The organism is Limosilactobacillus portuensis (genome assembly GCF_028607025.1).
GTDB classification, from domain to species: Bacteria; Bacillota; Bacilli; order Lactobacillales; family Lactobacillaceae; genus Limosilactobacillus; species Limosilactobacillus portuensis.
Genome location: NZ_CP117296.1, coordinates 1,712,835 through 1,730,694 on the forward strand (window position 1 = coordinate 1,712,835; position 17,860 = coordinate 1,730,694).

18 protein-coding genes are annotated in these 17,860 nt (G+C 40.1%); 7 read left to right on the forward strand and 11 right to left on the reverse strand.

Features of this window, described 5'->3' with window-relative positions:
• The 4 genes from PRK60_RS08730 to PRK60_RS08745 all read left to right on the forward strand — a co-directional run bounded on the left by PRK60_RS08730 (position 1) and on the right by PRK60_RS08745 (position 4,463).
• Complete coding sequence (locus PRK60_RS08730) at positions 1-1,938, forward strand: FtsX-like permease family protein (RefSeq protein WP_273645990.1); 1,938 nt, start codon at positions 1-3, stop codon at positions 1,936-1,938.
• A gap of 124 nt (positions 1,939-2,062) precedes the next feature.
• The gene (locus PRK60_RS08735) at positions 2,063-2,950 is read left to right on the forward strand and encodes an ABC transporter ATP-binding protein (RefSeq protein ID WP_102167926.1); all 888 of its coding nucleotides are present in this window, start codon (positions 2,063-2,065) and stop codon (positions 2,948-2,950) included.
• Positions 2,940-3,680, forward strand: coding sequence for an ABC transporter permease (locus PRK60_RS08740; protein ID WP_273645991.1), 741 nt, complete (start codon positions 2,940-2,942; stop codon positions 3,678-3,680). The genes PRK60_RS08735 and PRK60_RS08740 overlap by 11 nt, the downstream gene beginning before the upstream one ends.
• Before the next feature lie 12 nt (positions 3,681-3,692).
• Complete coding sequence (locus tag PRK60_RS08745; protein ID WP_102167928.1) at positions 3,693-4,463, forward strand: ABC transporter permease; 771 nt, start codon at positions 3,693-3,695, stop codon at positions 4,461-4,463.
• 49 nt (positions 4,464-4,512) lie between these two features.
• Here the strand turns inward: PRK60_RS08745 and PRK60_RS08750 are convergent, their stop codons facing one another.
• From PRK60_RS08750 to PRK60_RS08780, 7 genes are all read right to left on the reverse strand, one after another.
• Positions 4,513-5,022, reverse strand: coding sequence for an O-acetyl-ADP-ribose deacetylase (locus tag PRK60_RS08750; protein WP_102167929.1), 510 nt, complete (start codon positions 5,020-5,022; stop codon positions 4,513-4,515).
• A gap of 89 nt (positions 5,023-5,111) precedes the next feature.
• A complete protein-coding gene (locus PRK60_RS08755) occupies positions 5,112-5,738 on the reverse strand; it encodes a helix-turn-helix domain-containing protein (RefSeq protein WP_191912822.1) in 627 nt (208 codons plus the stop codon).
• Positions 5,739-6,219: 481 nt separating this feature from the next.
• Positions 6,220-8,133 (reverse strand): M13 family metallopeptidase, encoded by a 1,914-nt coding sequence (locus PRK60_RS08760; RefSeq protein ID WP_244973963.1) that lies wholly within the window; start codon positions 8,131-8,133, stop codon positions 6,220-6,222.
• A gap of 45 nt (positions 8,134-8,178) precedes the next feature.
• Complete coding sequence (locus tag PRK60_RS08765) at positions 8,179-8,472, reverse strand: hypothetical protein (protein ID WP_102167931.1); 294 nt, start codon at positions 8,470-8,472, stop codon at positions 8,179-8,181.
• The gene (locus tag PRK60_RS08770; RefSeq protein ID WP_148444418.1) at positions 8,469-9,764 is read right to left on the reverse strand and encodes a vWA domain-containing protein; all 1,296 of its coding nucleotides are present in this window, start codon (positions 9,762-9,764) and stop codon (positions 8,469-8,471) included. Before PRK60_RS08770 ends, PRK60_RS08765 begins: the two co-directional genes overlap by 4 nt.
• Positions 9,761-10,936 (reverse strand): AAA family ATPase, encoded by a 1,176-nt coding sequence (locus PRK60_RS08775; protein ID WP_178695910.1) that lies wholly within the window; start codon positions 10,934-10,936, stop codon positions 9,761-9,763. Before PRK60_RS08775 ends, PRK60_RS08770 begins: the two co-directional genes overlap by 4 nt.
• 2 nt (positions 10,937-10,938) lie before the next feature.
• The gene (locus PRK60_RS08780) at positions 10,939-11,574 is read right to left on the reverse strand and encodes a DNA-3-methyladenine glycosylase (protein ID WP_178695908.1); all 636 of its coding nucleotides are present in this window, start codon (positions 11,572-11,574) and stop codon (positions 10,939-10,941) included.
• A gap of 64 nt (positions 11,575-11,638) precedes the next feature.
• On the opposite strand from PRK60_RS08780, the gene PRK60_RS08785 reads away from it, so the two are divergent.
• On the forward strand, positions 11,639-12,037 hold the full coding sequence (locus PRK60_RS08785) for a DUF488 domain-containing protein (RefSeq protein ID WP_102167935.1): 399 nt from the start codon (positions 11,639-11,641) through the stop codon (positions 12,035-12,037).
• Between the two features lie 167 nt (positions 12,038-12,204).
• Here PRK60_RS08785 and PRK60_RS08790 read toward each other — a convergent pair whose 3' ends face one another.
• The gene (locus tag PRK60_RS08790) at positions 12,205-12,522 is read right to left on the reverse strand and encodes a DUF7671 family protein (protein WP_102167936.1); all 318 of its coding nucleotides are present in this window, start codon (positions 12,520-12,522) and stop codon (positions 12,205-12,207) included.
• A gap of 116 nt (positions 12,523-12,638) precedes the next feature.
• On the opposite strand from PRK60_RS08790, the gene PRK60_RS08795 reads away from it, so the two are divergent.
• Positions 12,639-13,280, forward strand: coding sequence for an NAD(P)H-hydrate epimerase (locus tag PRK60_RS08795; RefSeq protein WP_273645996.1), 642 nt, complete (start codon positions 12,639-12,641; stop codon positions 13,278-13,280).
• Between the two features lie 149 nt (positions 13,281-13,429).
• A complete protein-coding gene (locus tag PRK60_RS08800; protein ID WP_148444419.1) occupies positions 13,430-14,431 on the forward strand; it encodes a D-2-hydroxyacid dehydrogenase in 1,002 nt (333 codons plus the stop codon).
• Positions 14,432-14,506: 75 nt separating this feature from the next.
• On the opposite strand, the gene hisS is transcribed toward PRK60_RS08800, so the two are convergent.
• The 3 genes from hisS to PRK60_RS08815 form a co-directional block, all read right to left on the reverse strand.
• Positions 14,507-15,784 (reverse strand): histidine--tRNA ligase, encoded by a 1,278-nt coding sequence (gene hisS, locus PRK60_RS08805; RefSeq protein ID WP_273645997.1) that lies wholly within the window; start codon positions 15,782-15,784, stop codon positions 14,507-14,509.
• Between the two features lie 146 nt (positions 15,785-15,930).
• Positions 15,931-17,106 (reverse strand): MFS transporter, encoded by a 1,176-nt coding sequence (locus PRK60_RS08810; protein ID WP_273645999.1) that lies wholly within the window; start codon positions 17,104-17,106, stop codon positions 15,931-15,933.
• Positions 17,107-17,203: 97 nt separating this feature from the next.
• Positions 17,204-17,824: an LVIS_2131 family protein gene (locus PRK60_RS08815; RefSeq protein ID WP_102167939.1), complete on the reverse strand. Its 621-nt coding sequence runs from the start codon at positions 17,822-17,824 to the stop codon at positions 17,204-17,206.
• Between the last annotated feature and the right edge of the window lie 36 nt (positions 17,825-17,860).

Here is a 17,860-nt window from a genome sequence, read left to right on the forward strand (position 1 = left end):
ATGCTGTACTCTAAATTAATCAATTCTAGTTTTAAGCGAAACATGCGGAGTTATGGTCCCTACCTAATGGCGACCATTATGCTTGTCGCTATTAACTACATTTTTCTTGCAATTGAAGCTAACTCAAGCTTAAAGAAACTTAATACTGGGGCTGTTACTTCAGCAATGTTGGATCTTGGCTTCAAGTTCATTTTCCTCGTTACCTTAGCATTTCTAATCTATGTCAATCGCTTTCTTTGGCAGCAACGGAGCCGGGAGATCGGACTTTATAGCATGTTAGGAATGACCAGTCATAATCTTCAACTCCTGACAATTATCGAGAAGTGCTATTTAATGGTTATTAGTCTCGTTGCCGGATTAGTCTTTGGGATCATTTTTGAAAAATTGGCCTTCCTTGGTTTTGGCTATCTTTTAAATATTGGGCACATCTCTCAACCTTGGTTCGTTTCATCGGCAATTACCAAAACAATTATTTTAACCGGATGCCTCTTCGCGATCATTATGGTGATTGATCTGGTCAAACTCCACCGGTTAACTCCAAACCAGCTCTGGCATCCCGAAGCAGTAACACCAAAACGTCATGGCATTTTATATTCAATCGCTGGGCTCTTAGGATTTGCTCTTTTAATCTGGGCATACTACATTACCCTCACAATTAAGCCCAAGATTTCTGCTATCTCACATTTTCTTTTAGCAGTAATTCTGTTAGTAATCGGTACCTACCTAGTGTTTATCATCGGGAGCATCATTCTCTTAAAATTACTCCAGAAAAGCAGCTACTTCTACTACAAGCCTCGCCATTTCATTGCTGTTTCCGGAATGATCCAGCGAATGCAGCAAAACAGTGCTAGTCTTGCTACTATTTGTTTGCTTTGTAGTTCAATCCTTGTAATTCTCTTCACTTCAATTACCCTCTACGCTGGAATTGGGAGTACGGTTAAATCCTACGCTCCAGAAGACGTTGTAATTACAAGCAATCAAGGATTAACAACGGAACAGAAAAGTTCGATCAACACCACTGCTCGCCAGCACCACGCTAAAATTAATCATTACCTAACTTACAAAATGACAACTCCGCAATATGGTTACTGGCGGGATAACAAATTCATTAGTCAGGGCAGTATTCAAAAAATGGACAATAAAACCAGCAGTTCGGTAATTTTATTAACAACCAAAGAATATAACCGCATCACTGATCAGCATGTCCATCTCGCAGGTAATGAAGCCTTGACCTATACCAATAATAAAGGGCACGCTGGGACGCTGATCGTTAATGATCAAAAGTATCATGCAAAAAAGCTTCAGCGCTTCTCAGGATACTTCAATCCCGATCATAGTATTTATACCCCGACCTTTATTATCGCTAATAAGCTTCCGAAGTCTTTACCATTAACCACCGTAACCACTTTTAATTACCAATTACCAGGAAGCCAAAAGCAACGAATTAAATTCGAAAACGCCTTACAAACAAAGCTTAGGATTAATAACCTTTCATTTACCGGTAAGGCAACGATTACGTCTTTGATTAACGGCCTCTACGGTGGACTAGTTTTCGTTGGAATCCTCATCAGCTTGGCACTAGCAATCACAACAACAATCGTCATTTACTTCAAGCAAATTTCTGAAGGGTATGCTGACCGGAATCGATTTAAGACAATGCAACAGGTTGGGCTTAGTGAAAAGGAAACCGTTAAAAGTATTCACAGTCAGGTCTTGATGGTCTTCCTTCTTCCCGTAGTTGGTGCAATTGTTAACCTTTGCTTTGCCATTCCGGCAATTCGGCAAATCATGATCCAACTTAACTTCTATAACCTTCCGCTAATGATCACTGTGGGAATAATTGTAGCAATCAGTCTCCTTATCCTTTACCTTATTCTCTATGGATTGACTACCCACACATATCGTCAAATCGTTGACAGTCAAGTTGAGGAAAATTAATCTCAAAAAAGCTCTTAGTATTGCCAGATTCAGCGTACTAAGAGTTTTTAGTTTGTTCACCTATTGATTAATGAACCCCCCATATAGAATTAAGGTGAATTCAACTTATTGGGGAGATGATTCAATGCTAACCGTGAAGAATCTTAATATTTTCTATGGTCGTAAGCAGATAATCGAGAATGCTTCATTTAGTATCAAGCCGGGTGAAATCGTGGGATTAATCGGACCGAACGGCGCAGGTAAAACAACCATTATGAAAACTCTTCTGGGTCTAACAAAATTCACTGGATCGATTTCTTTTAACAATCAGCCCATTACTGCCAATAATCACAAGGCGCTACAAAACGTTGGCGCCTTGATCGAGAACCCTGCAATTTACCCATTTTTAAGCGGAAAGGATAATCTCTCCCTCTATTCAACTGATAAGGACGAGGTCGCGGAGTTAATTACTAAGCTACAAATGAATTCTTACATTCAGCGCCAAGCTAAAAGCTATTCAATTGGGATGAAACAAAAATTAGGGATCGCATTAGCCCTGCTTAACCATCCCCAGTTTGTGATCTTAGATGAACCAATGAATGGTTTAGACATCGAAACCACTATTCTTATTAGAAAAATAATTCACGAGTATGCACACAAGGGAACCGCATTTCTTATTTCAAGCCATGTTTTAAGCGAACTGCAAAAGGTAATGACTTCCGTAATCATCTTAAACCAGGGACATATCATTATGGATGTTCCAGTTTCCCAATTCCAAGAAAGAGACAGTCAGCAATATCGCTTGGTAACCACTGACAATCAAACCGCCATTAAGTTATTAACTGCTAATTCCATTACCGTGACTCCTACCTCTGCTGGACTAATTGTTAATAAGGACGCACTCTCTCAAATCCAACAAATACTATTCGAAAACCAGATCTGGTTACGGGAGCTTGTTCCTAACGTCCCATCTTTCGAAAAGAAAATCATCACTGTCCTTAAAGAAAGGCGGAAGAATTCAAATGGGAAATAGTTTATCACGAGAAATTTATAAATTCACTCACCAGCGAACTCCTCTTTATGGCTTTCTTGTTATGATTGCCCTAATGCTTTACAGCAGTATTCCTTCATACAAGGTTAATCCCTTCTTAATCACTCAAGGATTCGGGGCTATTCAATGGTGCACAATCATCATGGTCGCTGTTAGTGCCGACTTTATTTCAATGGAATATCGTAATAATACAATGGTCACGCTTCTTTTTAGAAGTAACCATCCGTTCACCATTTACCTTGCTAAATTGATTACTCTAGTGGTTTATGGGATTATGGCTGGCTTTGTCTGCTCACTGATTTTGATGCTGTTTCTAGGAAATAACTATTCGTGGTCTGATAGTTTTCATGGTTATCCCCTGATCGTCGCGTTAGGATATAACTTTCTAGGCGCCTTTATCTACCTAATGTTTACCATTTCGCTCTCACTACTTTTGGTTATCCTGTTAAAGTCAAATTCAATTGTCATCATTATCGGTCTCGCAGTCGATTTTTTGGGAGCTAACTTTTCTGGGCTATTAATGAATATCCTTCCGAAACAATTATGGGCGTGGAACCCACTCAATATGATTAACATCATTGTTCAACTATCTAATCAAAGTACAATTAAAATTACCCATCTCAGTAATTTTGAATTACTTCTCGGTAATGGTTGCTATACCCTACTATTCATTATTTTGGGATTGTGGGCCTTTAAAAACTACCAAAAATAGGGAGGGACAAGTATGTATCCCGAATTACACCGTGAACTTTATAAACTCAGTCACCGCAAACTCACTTGGTGGATGCCCGTGATAATGATCGGTTTAATGATTATTATGGGATTGGCAATGGGAAGAGATTATTCCAATCTGCTCGTGATGACCTGCTACAATTCCAGCGACATTATTATGCTAATTCTTGTCATCCTTGGATCAACTATTTTTTCAACAGAATTTCAAAACAATACGATCCTTGCACTGATTTATCATTCATCGAGCAAGCTAGCGACCTTTATGGCAAAGTACATTGCACTATTTATCTATAACGTAGCTCTTCACCTTTTAGCAATTATCTTTACCGTTCTTTTAAATATTATTCCGCTTCTCAATGCACCAGTATCGTGGACAAGTATTTATAAATACCATCAGCCACTAGTAGTAAATATGCTGGCGACGACTGGTATTGACATCATAACTTCAACGTTAATTATCAGCTTACTGTGTCTCTTCTCTTGTCTGATCAACTCCGATGCAATTGTTATTGCGATTAACGCGATTATCATTTTTATGGGGAGGGGCTTTTCTGCAAGTTTACTAAACGCTAACTTGGGAATCGATCAAATTCTCAAGTGGAATCCCCTTAACATGACTAATCTCACAACTCAATATTATAACTACGCATCCTATCACCCCACTTCCATGCTTTCTAACAGCCAACTCTTCTGGGGAACTTGTTGCTATATCGTTTTGATTTCAGGACTAGGATACTTAGCGTTTAGAAGAAAACGATTTTAAAAAATAAACTTCAAGAGCTTCGCAATTAAGTTCTTGAAGTTTATTTTTACTATTCTTCTTTGATTTCTCTTTGGTAAGCTGCATAGGTGGTTGGATCAAAACAAACCATTTCAACTTCAGCAACAACCTGACTTGTTTTAAGAAAATCACGGATTGTTGTGATGGCAATATGGGCAGCCCGAGCTAAAGGAAAGGCATACACTCCAGTACTAATCGAGGGAAATGCTACCGTATGACAATCATTTTCTTCAGCAAGCTGCAAACTGTTTCGGTATGAATTAGCTAATAATTTATCTTCACCATTATTGCCACCATGCCAAATTGGTCCTGGAGTATGGATAACATACTTTGCTGGTAGACGAAAGCCATGTGTAATCCGCGCCTCACCGGTTGGACAGCCATGAAATTGTAAGCAAGCGGCATACAGTCCTGGTCCAGCAGCCCGATGGATTGCCCCATCAACCCCACCGCCACCAAGTAATGTCGTATTAGCAGCGTTGACAATCGCATCCACGTGGACCTGAGTGATATCTCCTTGGATTGCTTTAAGTTGGTGCATTTTTCTCCCTCCTGTCCTGATATTTTTTATTATAGAACTTAAGAGGAACTAAATCCCCTCTTTCAAAGATTTAATTCCTCTGTCGATTCCTATTGTTCAATTTTAGATTTAAATTGCGGATATAGCCAAATTGTAGCGGTAACGCAAAAGCCGAATAAGATATATCCCGTAATTCTTCCAGAAACATATCCTAAATAGTTATGGATATCTCCTGGCATTACTGAAAGTGACGAAGCAGTTAGCTCAAATTGCATTACAGCCAAGACAAGCCAACAAATATAGAATCCGTACTTCATCTTCAACCTTTTCCAGTCAATATACTTTAAAAGAACAACCGTGTTGAAAATTAGCGCTAATACTAATACCCACGTAAACTTTCGCAGAGTTAAGTTACCCATTATCACAGGCTTTGCTAATAAAATTACAGACATAATAACATTAATAATGTAACTAAAGATAAAGGTCCGCCGTTCTTTTTTGTTTATTTCATGTTCTTGTTTATAGTTATCAATCATTTCGTGATCCTCCCGTAATAAATCATCTAAACTTACACGATAGAGGTCACTAACTTGAACCAGCATAAAAACATCAGGATAACTTCGGCTATTTTCCCAACTGGAAATTGTTTTTCGTGAAACATTTAGTCTTTCAGCAACCTCTTGCTGCGTCCAGTTATTCTTCTGTCGATAAGATTTCATTTTTTGAGCAAAATTCATCTATAATTAACCTCCACCGATATCAAATTAATTTCCCGGGAAATAATTCTTGATACCAAGATAACCAAAAGTGCGTTAAATGTCACGCTAAGGATCATGGCAACAAAAAAGTTCCGCTTGTCTACTCATACAAGACAAGTGGAACTTTTTATGAACTTACTTTAGAAGTGTAGCATTGCTAACACGACCGCAATAAGTCCTACTGCAGCATAGCTAAAACGTGCTCGCCAGGAACTTGCTAGAGCTAGCAATTCTAATGCAACATTACCAAGGCGCAGTAGCTGATTGACTTCTCGTATCAACAAGTTGATAACGAGAAATCTAATCATCCTTGCGGGGGTTCACAAACGGAAACAAGTTTCCTGGTTCACTCCCTCGCCGTGACCGCAACTTCCGCCTAGCTATCCCGTCCTTGATTGCAAGCCAATCATCGTCCGGGATTTTCTAGTGCTCAGTTGCTAATTCGTCACGGCTCACACACTCACCAAATATTCACCCGATCCTCAGGGGCTTTGAACATCGGATCGTTGGGTTGGATGTTGAAGGCGGAGTAGAAGTCATCGAGGTTTTCGGCTTGGATATTAGCCCGGAGCTTTTGTGGAGCATGGACGTCAATGGAAAGTAACAATTGTTCATATTGTTTAGTAGCCTTCATTCGCCAGATCGTTGCCCAGTTAATAAAGAATTTCTTAGCATCGAAATCGTCCTCTTGTTTAGCAGCCTCCAAGGCACAACTCAAGCCACCGGCATCAGCAATGTTTTCGGAAACAGTCAGCTTCCCGTTAACCTTCTGACCAGCGAATTCAATTCCATCAAATTCTTTAATCATCTTTTGGGCCAACTGCTTGAAATGGGCGGAATCTTCTTCTGTCCACCAGTTATTGAGATTCCCTAATTCATCAAAAAGTGCCCCGTTATTATCAAAGGCGTGCGAGATTTCGTGAGCAATTACCGCACCAATTCCACCATAATTCTCACTACTACTTTGCTTTAGTGAATAGAATGGTGCCTGCAAGATTGCGGCCGGAAAGACGATAATATTCTTAAACGGGTGGTAATATGCGTTTACGGTTGCCGCACTCATTTCCCAACGCATCCGGTCAACAGGCTTGTTCCACCGACTAAACATCTCGCGATTTGCGACAATGTTAGCTTGATTGAGGTTCGCAATCAATGACTCACCCTCATCAATTTTAATTTGATCGTAAAGTGCTGGAATCTTATCTGGGTAGCCGACCTGAATACCTAACTTATCTAACTTTAAGATCGCCTTATCACGGGTAGCCTTGCTTAACCAGTCATTGTTAGCTAGTCGTCCCTTGTATACCTTGATCATCTGCTCAACCATATGATGAACATCTTCTTTGGCTTGAGGGCCAAAGTATTTTTTCCCGTAATAGTCACCCATTACTTGGCTAAAGACATCTCGTGCCAAGTAATAAGCAAATTTCCGTTGGTTAATCGGCTTTTTACTCCCGGAAAGCGCCCGACTATACCGGCCGTTAATCTCCCGCATCTCATCATCAAGATAGCTTGCGTTAGCTCGAATAACGTTAATTAATGCCCAGCTCTTAAACAATTCAAAGTGATCCGTTAAAATTCCATTAAGTGCCTTAAAGTATTCTGGTTCAGTTACAATGACCTTTTCAGGAGTAGTACCAATGAGCCGTTTAATCACCTCTGCCAAGTCAAGCTGGTCAGTTGAACTTGCTAATTCTTCGACGGTTTGCGGATTATACATTTTACTATAATCAGCGGCTTCCTCTGCACTCTTGACATTTGGTGCAAGTAAGGCATCAAATTTCTTAGCATTTTCAATGTGTTTAGCAGCTTCCTCTTTGCTATAACCCAACTTGTCCATCAAGGTGGCAACCATTGATGACCATAGTTTTAATAATTGATCGTGCTGCTCTTTCTTATCGTTTTCATAATAGCTTTTATCTGGCAAGATCAATGAAGGAGCAGAAGCAAATAGAGCATAAACAGTTGCATTCTTCATATCAGCATCAATATCAAAAACAACTGGTGACGGCATCCCCGCCATAATCCAATTCCGCCATTGACCCTGGTATTCATCATATGACTTTAGTTCTTCAATACTTGTAAGCATCCGCTTAAGGGGACGTGGACCAACCTTTTTGCGAAAATCAAATTTTTTAGCTAACCGGTATAGTTTGACCATCTCGTTAAAGCGGGAATCATCACTTTTTTCTTTTCCTTCTGCATAAGCATCTAGATCATCCATAATTTGCTTATCAATTTCGTCAACAAGATCATTAAAGCCCCCAGTTGCTGGCTTATCATCAGGAATTTTAGCGGTCTTTAACCATTCCCCGTTAACCGCTTCATATAAGTCATTTTTTATTTCTTGTTCATTTACTGTCACGCTCTTCATCCTCCTTATTAATCATACATTTATTATACTATTTTTAATTATTCGTTATCCATCAAAGGGCTTTAAGAGCTCGAACCGCGCAGTCCCGCTGAACCATTGGGAATGCTGACTTAATAATTGACCAACCGCTTGATAATCATCGAGATTAACATTTCCAATTACTAGGCGATGATGTTGCAACTGACGAGCTAAAATTACGTCTGCAGCCATTACCCGATCCCGAAAAAGCATTTGATTTCCTAAATCCCAATCAACGTTCAGGAGCTTGACTGCCCGCTGGTATTCTTTTGAATGAGTTAGGATCTGTTTCATTACTGTCGGCTTTAATAATTCAGTCATTTTATTTCCTTCTTTAAGCTAAGAATTCGCCCGACCGGACGTTGAAGTGACAAGTCTGTAACTGATCCAGTTACTAACCAATCCACTTGATGAAAATTGTATGGATTAATCTTTTGTTCACCCCATCCATCAGTCATGATTACTACTAATGAATTTGTTGGATTAATATGACGATCATGGAGAAAATCAAATATGCATTGGAAACTTGTCCCTCCGCCACCAACTCGGTGAAAAATAACCCGCTTGCCATTTTCAACACGTTGATAATGCTCAGAATGAACACGTGCATCAAACGGGTAAACTTCTACTGGAAGGTGATCGCTATTCGCCAAATAACTAATCTGGCTTAATAGCTTTTCCAGCTCATCATCAGTCACTGAACCAGAATTATCAACAAAGACTAAAACTCGGGGAACCAGTCGACTAACCGATCCCGGAAGTTCCATCCGCCAGGGTTGTCGTCGATTGAACCGGTATGCTGCTTCCTCTCTTCCTGCAGCTAACGTTTCCACTTGACGGCTGATTAATTGTTGCCAATTAAACCGATTATTTATTTGAGGTTTCAATAATGTTGTTAAAATATCACCTGGTAATAATCCACGATCCTTTTTTGGAGTATTCATATACGCCTGGTGTAAGATCTTCTTTAACTGCGCTAACCGTAATTGTTGAATTCCAAAAGCAGGTTGAGCATTACCTAATTGCCATCCCTGATGTGTTTCCTGAATTACCTGAGAAGGTTTCGCTTGAGTATTTTTGCCTGTTCCCCGTTCTTTTTTTCGTTGTAATTTCTGCTTATCTTGATCTGACAGGTTCTTTAATAAACGAAGATAACTGCTCGAATCCTGATGTGATAAAATTCGGCGATGTAAATACCGTTGCAGTTTCTCTAACGTCATTGTTTCACGGGGAACTTCTGGTAAATATTGGTTAACTGCGATATCCGTTGCCAATTGAACTAGTTCCGGCGTAGGAGAATTAGCATAACGTAACGGATGTTGCCATAGTAAATGAAGGGCTTCGTGTTCTAATAAAATTACTACTTCATCACTTCGTAACTCGGCTAATTTTTGAGGGACTACTCTTAACTCAATTTGATCTTTTTGCCAAAAGAGACCCAGAATTGCATCTTGTTCCTGAACAACCCGGCGCGGAACTTGTAGAAGAATTTCGCCAAGAATCCGCTGACTCTGGAGAACCTGAATAATCGCTTGAGTAAGAACACGCTGAGTTATTTCATAATCTGAAGTGTTTCCTCTTAATTGCTCAAGCATTTTTGCTAGTTGATTCATTCGCCCCGATCTCCGTAAGTCGCTATTTGAGCACCAGTTTCGTATAATTCTGCCACCGCACCGGCAGGATTTTCTTTAGCGGTATTATACATTTTATTTAACAATTCATCGTCTTCACCAACTTGCCGAATAAGTGAATATTGGCCGTCCGGACTAATATCGGTTAGGTACGAACTAAAATTAGCTGCCCCGCTATTCTGTGCTAACGTCTCTGGATATTTCCTAACCCATTCACGTAAAAGCGATAACTTATCAGCTTCTTCTAATTGTTGGAAGTCGGCTTCGAGTCCGGCTTGATTTATCATATCGCTTACCTTTAAGCGAACCCCGCGTGCCTGAACAAATTCAGCGAATGAAACCCCAATCTCAGTTCCCAAATCACCGCTAAATAAGTCAGGTGCTAGTTGTTCTTGTACTTTTCCAGAAAGTTTTTGTAACTGGTCCAGGTTCCGTGAAACTCGCTCCCAAGCTCTTGGCGTTGGTGTTAAATCAGAGCCAAATTGGTGTGGTTGAATTAGACGACTCGGGTACTGTGTTAAGTATTCAATTACCAACGGATTAATTTGAGAACGCTTCGCCCGTCCGCGAGGCTTTTTTGCCCACTCAAGCCATTCGTCAGTCGAACTAGCCATCACTAGGCGAACAGTCCGATCCTTAATCGCCGCGTCACCAGTTGAAACTGCATACTCACTATTTTCAAACCCTTCCATTGTGTTATCTGGATTTTCGGCAATTACAATTCTTACCGTTTCTGGAAGTCGCAAACTGTTAATTTGCCGTTGGAGAACCAAATTCATCAGCTCACTCTGAACAGACTGTGATCCCCGATTAAACTCATCCAGAAACCAAATAATTTCCCGGTTGGGATTCTCTTCAGCATAGCGCACGATTGACACCAGTGTTTCAGAGTAACCAAACTGAACATTTGCTAAGCGACCATAATCCTTCGTTTCAACAAAGGAGTCACTAGTCAGTGGTGGAACAGGAATTGCAAGATCTCCCTTTTCACTTAAACTAACCACGGTAGTATATAGTTTGGCGTCCATCTTCTTAGCAACTTCCTCTACTAAGGCGGACTTTCCTAACCCGGCTTCACCCACAATGCTAGGAACATTTCCAGCGCGTAAAACTAACGGGACCGTAATTAGGAGCTGTTGATATGTCAGGGCCATTTTTATTCCTCCCATCCATGATCTTTTAAGTTCATTTCACGTTTCCGCAGACCAGAAACATAAGGGTTTCCCTTAACATAAAAGCGGTATGGCTTCCGACCATCCTTGCCATTTAAATTTACTCCAATCCGACTTGTCGTTATAATCTCACGTGGTTTTCGACCGGTAGTAAGCTCAATCGTTAAGGGACTGGTTTCTAATGGCTGACCATCCAATTCTCGTGAATGAATTCCGAGTGCTTGAACCAGCTTTGCGGGACCGTTACTAAGATTAAAGCCATTCATTCCTCGATTAATTATCATTTGTTCTTGATTAACAGTCGGTTCTAGTCCCCGAATAAGGACTCCCTGAGGCTCTTCGGCATCCTGAACAACCACGTCAAAGCAATAATGGCCCCTAATTTGATAAAGATAAATATTTCCCGGGTTACCATAAAGTGATTCGGAATAATTCGTTCGTCGACCATTATATGCATGTGAAGCGGAATCATTTTCGCCAAGATAGGCTTCTGTTTCTACAATTAATCCACCAGTTGTTATCCCATCAGCGTTAGTATAAGTAATCTGTTTTCCCAATAGTGATCGGGCAATCTTTTCTGTGGGACGACCGGTAAAAAACTGTTGATAATTTGTTAGCATCCTTGATTCCTCCTCAACTTGTACTATTCTAAAAGTATCACTAATTAGAAGGGGATTCACTATTATGGAATTAAAGTTAGAAAGAATTTATACAAAGCCTGCCGACCTCGATGGCTACCGAATCCTTGTTGACCGTATTTGGCCCCGTGGGATCTCAAAAGAAAAGGCACATCTTGATCGCTGGATGAAAGAAGTTGCCCCGAGCAGTGATTTACGAAAATGGTATGGTCATGATGTTGCCCGTTTTCCAGAATTTAAGGAACGTTACCTGAATGAAATTGCAAACGCGCCTTCTTACTACAATACCCTTCGTGCAATTGTTCAAGAAGAATTAAAATCACAAAATGTCATTCTTCTTTATGGTGCCAAGGATGAAGAACATAATCAGGCTGTAATCCTTGCAAACAAGCTCGCATCTGATTTGGGGGTTAAGGTTCACTCAGTTAAAAAAAGCGAAAATTAACATAATCTCCTTAATACTCTAAAGATAAATGCCAAAAAATGGCTTTTTAACATTTAGATATCCTTATTAAAGCAACAATAACCTCCGAAAATCGATTTTCGGGGGTTATTGTTGCAAATTCTAGTGATAATTATGCTAAAAATTCAATTTTTGGCCTTAACAGTAACCTATTTTAATAGCTTCAACCCTCGCTGCAAAACCGCATCATCCACAAAAGTCGTTAGAAAACGTTGAAGTGGCGTTTCACTATGGCGATCCTTAAATGCCATCGGTTCAGCGGCAATAATAACGGCCATCAGATTATTTTCCGTTAACATCAATTGCCCGGGCCGTTGATATTTTCCCTTTGTATGTTTCCCGGTTCGCCAAATATGGATCTTGGCGTTCCCTTGCTGATCTACTTTCAGTTGATACTGACCGTTATCATCTGTCTCAACCGGAATACATGTAAATCTTTGAACTTCATACTTTCCTTTTTTACTCACTATTCTCTTCCTCCAGCCATAAGTTAACCTAACCATATTCTACTCTCCTCTAGTCCCGCTCACAATTAACAAAAAGTGCTAAGCTAAAGGTAGTTTATATTCAGGAGGTTTCCATTATGGCAGACAAAGCAATTACCGCTGAACAAATGCGACACTATGATTCATACACAATTAACACAATTGGCATTCCGTCATTAGTATTGATGGAACGCGCAGCATTGGCAGTTCGTGATGAAGTACTAAATGCATTTCCGTTGAATTTACAAAACATTGTGGTGGTTGCCGGAAGTGGCAATAACGGCGGAGATGGACTAGATGTCGCCCGTCTCCTCCATATTGCCGGTGTAAAAGTCACTATTCTAATTGTTGGTAATCCGGACCACGCTTCCAATGAACACCAAGTTCAAGATCGAATTTGTCAGTACTATAAAATTCCGCAAACTTCAGATCTTAATGTTCTGAAAGACGCATCATTGATTGTCGATGCCCTGTTTGGTATCGGCATTGATCGTCCTGTTGAAGGCAACTATGCTACAGCAATTGAGGCTATTAATAATAGTGACGCCGTGGTGGTTGCCGTTGATATGCCATCAGGTATTAATACCGATACTGGAGAAGTAATGGGCGTTGCCGTTAATGCAACGGCAACCGTTACCTTTGCTGTAAATAAGGTTGGTTTAACTAAAAGTGCTGGTAAAAAACATGCTGGTCGGGTAGTTGTTGCTAGTGATATGGGGACATATCCAGTTGACGATTAGTGATATTAATATTCATTTTTAATTTAAATGTATAAAACATCACTGAATAAGCTTGATTTTAGATGCATTATCTCAGATAATTAGTGAAATAGTTCTCATAATTAATATGATTCTATTGTATTTGAACTATCTTAAATGGAGGGACCATTATGAGTAAAATTTTTGCTTTTAGTATCCGAAAAGATGAAGAACCTTATTTAAAGGAATGGGCTGCTGCTCATCCTGCAGTTGAGGTTGACTTCACCGATAAGCTATTAACACCTGAAACTGCTAGTTTAGCAAAGGGTGCTGATGGTGTCGTTGTATACCAACAATTAGATTACACTCCTGAAACGCTTCAAGCATTGGCAGACTTAGGAATCACTAAGATGTCACTGCGGAACGTTGGGGTTGATAACATTGATATGGATAAGGCCAAGGAACTTGGCTTTGAAATTACCAATGTTCCAGTTTACTCACCAAATGCAATCGCAGAACATGCCGCAATCCAAACTGCACGTGTTCTTCGTCAAGACAAGGTCTTAGACGAAAAGATCGCTAAGGGTGACCTTCGCTGGGCACCAACTATTGGTCGTGAAGTTCGTGACCAAACTGTTGGGGTTATCGGAACTGGTCACATTGGCCAAGTTTACATGCAAATCATGGAAGGCTTCGGCGCAAAGGTTATTGCTTACGATGCCTTCAAGAATCCTGAACTTGAAAAGAAGGGTTACTACGTAGACTCACTTGATGATCTTTACAAGCAAGCTGATGTTGTCTCCCTTCACGTTCCTGCATTGAAGGATACTATTAACATGATTAACGATGATACTATCGCTAAGATGAAGGATGACGCAGTTCTTGTTAACGTATCACGTGGTGCATTAGTAGATACTGATGCTGTTGTTCGGGCATTGGATAGTGGTAAGCTCTTTGGTTTCGTTATGGATACTTACGAAGACGAAGTTGGGATCTTCAACGAAGACTGGCAAGGTAAAGACTTCCCAGATGCACGTTTGAAGGACTTAATTGACCGTCCTAATGTATTGGTAACTCCACATACTGCCTTCTACACTACTCACGCAGTTCGCAACATGGTAGTTAAGGCATTCGATAATAACCTCGCATTAGTTGAAGGCAACACTCCAGAAACACCAGTTGAAGTAAAGTAAACCTTAAATAAAAATTATCAATTATAGATAAAGGGGCCAGGAAAAACAAAATGTTTTTCCTGGCCCCTTTACTATTTACCGCAAATACTTTGTTGGCTCAGCAACAAAATCTGCAATCTTAACATCAACCGTATCCTTAGTAGCAGCATTCTTTAGTTGGAACTGTCCTTCATCAACTTCACGTTCACCAAAGACCGCAAAGTACTTTGCATTACGGCGGAAAGCTTCTTTAATTTGCTTACCAACCTTAACGCCACTGTAATCTTTATCAGCAACAACGCCCTTATCACGGATTTGATTTAGAATCTTAAAGGCAAGGTTATCGCCAGCTTCATTTGCACTAGCAAAGAAGACATCTAATTGATCTTGAGGAGCAAATTCTGGATTCTCTTCTTGAAGAAGGAGCATCAACCGTTCTACTCCCATTCCGAAACCAATTCCCCCTTCTTCAGGACCACCAAGTTGGCTAATAAGACCGTTGTAACGACCTCCCGCACAAACAGTCGTGTAGCCACCCCCGAATACTGGCGAATCGGACATGATTTCAAAGATTGTGTGGTTGTAGTAATCTAAGCCCCGAACCATGTTAGTATCAATTTCATAATCAATCCCTAGTTCCCTTAACAAGGATTGAACTTGATCAAAGTAATTCTGTGATTCTTCATCCAAGTAATCCAGAATGGATGGCGCTTGAGCAACAATCTTTTGGTCTCCAGCGTCCTTACTATCCAAAACACGAAGAGGGTTCCGGTACATCCGCTCCTGAGAATCAGAACTCAATTCATCGTAGTGGGGCTTCAGAAAGTTAATTAATGCTTCACGATAATCTTCACGAACCTGCTTATCACCTAAAGTATTAATTGTTAACTTCACATTGGGAACACCGAACCGCTTGAATAGCTGCATTGCCATTGCAATTACTTCAACATCAATTTGTGGTGATTCATTATTTAATGCTTCAACACCAATTTGATGAAATTCGCGTTGCCGTCCTGATTGTGGACGCTCATAGCGAAACATTGGCCCCATGTAATAAACCTTGTATGGTTTGGGATATTCAGGACCATACAGCTTATTTTCAACGTATGCCCGAACAACACCAGCAGTTCCCTCTGGACGTAAGGCAATGTGCCGGTCACCCTTATCGTGGAAATCGTACATTTCCTTTTCAACGATGTCCGAGGTATCACCAACATTTCGTGAAAAGACGTTGTAATCTTCAAACATTGGTGTCCGGATACCGCGATAACCAAATTGATCAAATACCTCACGCGCGACTTCTTCAACCTTTTCCCAAAGATTAGTCGTTCCTGGTAGTAAATCTGCGGTTCCTTTTGGTTTTTGGTATTCCATACTGGTACTCCCTTCAAAATAAAGCGCCCTCCTAAGACAAAGTGCCTTAGAGGGCGACTAATAAATTAAATCGTCTCTCTATAATTAATCGTTAATCTTAATTATCCATGTGTGATTTTACCATAGCTAGCAGACTTTTTGTACCTTTACCGTACCTGCTGTTGGTGAATATGAAATAATTTTATTCCTACAAACATCAAGGTAACAATCATCAGCATAAAAACCGAGAAAAATAGTTCTTGATAATTGCCATGTTCAATTATATATCCGCCATAAAGCGGTCCAATTGCTCGCCCAACTGAAATAACAATATTATATAAGCCTTGATAGTGACCAGCATTAGCAGTCCCGGTCAATTGGGTAATCCATGCTGGCAATCCTGCAAAGCTCAATGTTTCCCCAATTGTCAAAATCACAAAATCAACTACAAATTCGACCAAGTTATGGGCAAAGATTAAGAAGAAAAATGAACTAGCAAAGATTAAAATTCCTAGCACAATCTGAGTTGAAAGCCGCATATAGGGACTTAACTTGTTAACTAATGGTTGACCGATAATAATAATGATTCCATTTAGTGTCCACAGTAAGCTATATGCATAAAACGGGATCCCCATATTAGTCATATGAACTGCCATAACACTTTCCCAAAGTGAATAACTAATATGGATTGTCATTACATTAACCAAAATTAAGAATACTAGGGCAATAAATTTTGAACGGCCCTTGCTCTGCCGACCTAACTTTGAACGTTGCTGTCCAATACTCTTAACCTCAATATTAAAGGTGAAGAGTACCATTAGAGTTAAGCCGAGGTAAAATGCTGAGGCAACGCTAAAAACCAGTACGACACTAATCGGTAATAAGACACCCACAAGAAGGGTTCCCAGCACTACTCCCACATTAAATGCCATGTAAATATAGTTAAATACAAAGCGTGCCGGATGATTAGCAACCGCTGTCCCGTAGGAATTAACGATTGTCATATTAATTCCATCGCCAAAACTATTAATAACCATTAGCACTGCATACCATGGCCAGCCATGAATGAGAATCAGGAGAATAATTGGAATGGTCGAACATGTCACGCCTAGCAAAGCCGTTCGATAAGAACTCCAATGGTCAAACAACCATCCCCCAATGTAATTACCAGCCATCATTGCAATTGATATCAGGAGCATCACCACTCCCGCAGTTGTTAACGTTTGTCCTAAATATTTGTTAACATACATCGTTGTTAACGGCCAGATAAAGGCAGCCCCAGTATTATTCAGCAAGCTTGCTAATGCCACCCACTTTAATTGAACCGTTTTTTCTTTCTTCATTCGTTCTTTTTCTAATCCCACAACTTTTTATTGAACTCCTCAAAAAGAAAGAGATCGAGATACAATCTCAATCCCAATATTAAATCTTCTTAATTAATTAGTGTTCAGCTACCATGTTTTCCTGTGGCACCCGAAGCAAAGTATAACTAGACGCAACATGATTTGCCCGTAAGCTAAGACCATTTAACGGTGTATTACGGTAATGGCCCGTCATCACCGCAGCAAATGCATGTCCTGATTCGTTATCAATTTTCTGCAGTTTTTCCTTATTCCATGGTAAGCTCGTTGCTTCAACAGGAATAAGCCGCGCTCCATCACTAATTGAACTAAATCGGGAACTAACCATGTACTTAGAATTATCAGCCCAGTAAGTGTATGACACGATCGGTCGCTTCCCTGATGTACTGTGCTTAGCAAGAACATAATAATAATCGTTCCCTTGATCATGTAATTGTAATGGTTGGTACTTTGTGGATAGCTGTACCTGTTGACGATCATTGTAGTTAATCGGTTGAATAAAGCGGAGATATACCAAACTCCCTAACCATAAAATAGCCACCAAACTCATTACCACATACTGAGTAAACAATTTACCATCAAACCGTTTCTTCGTTTTAGCAATTAACATTAGCTGCTTTACCCGAATATAATGGATTACAAAACCTAAAAAGCCAATTCCAAGAATCCACATTAACCAGCCTAGCCAGTTCCAACTCATAATTTTAATTCTCCATTTCTTCTCAATAGACTTAAC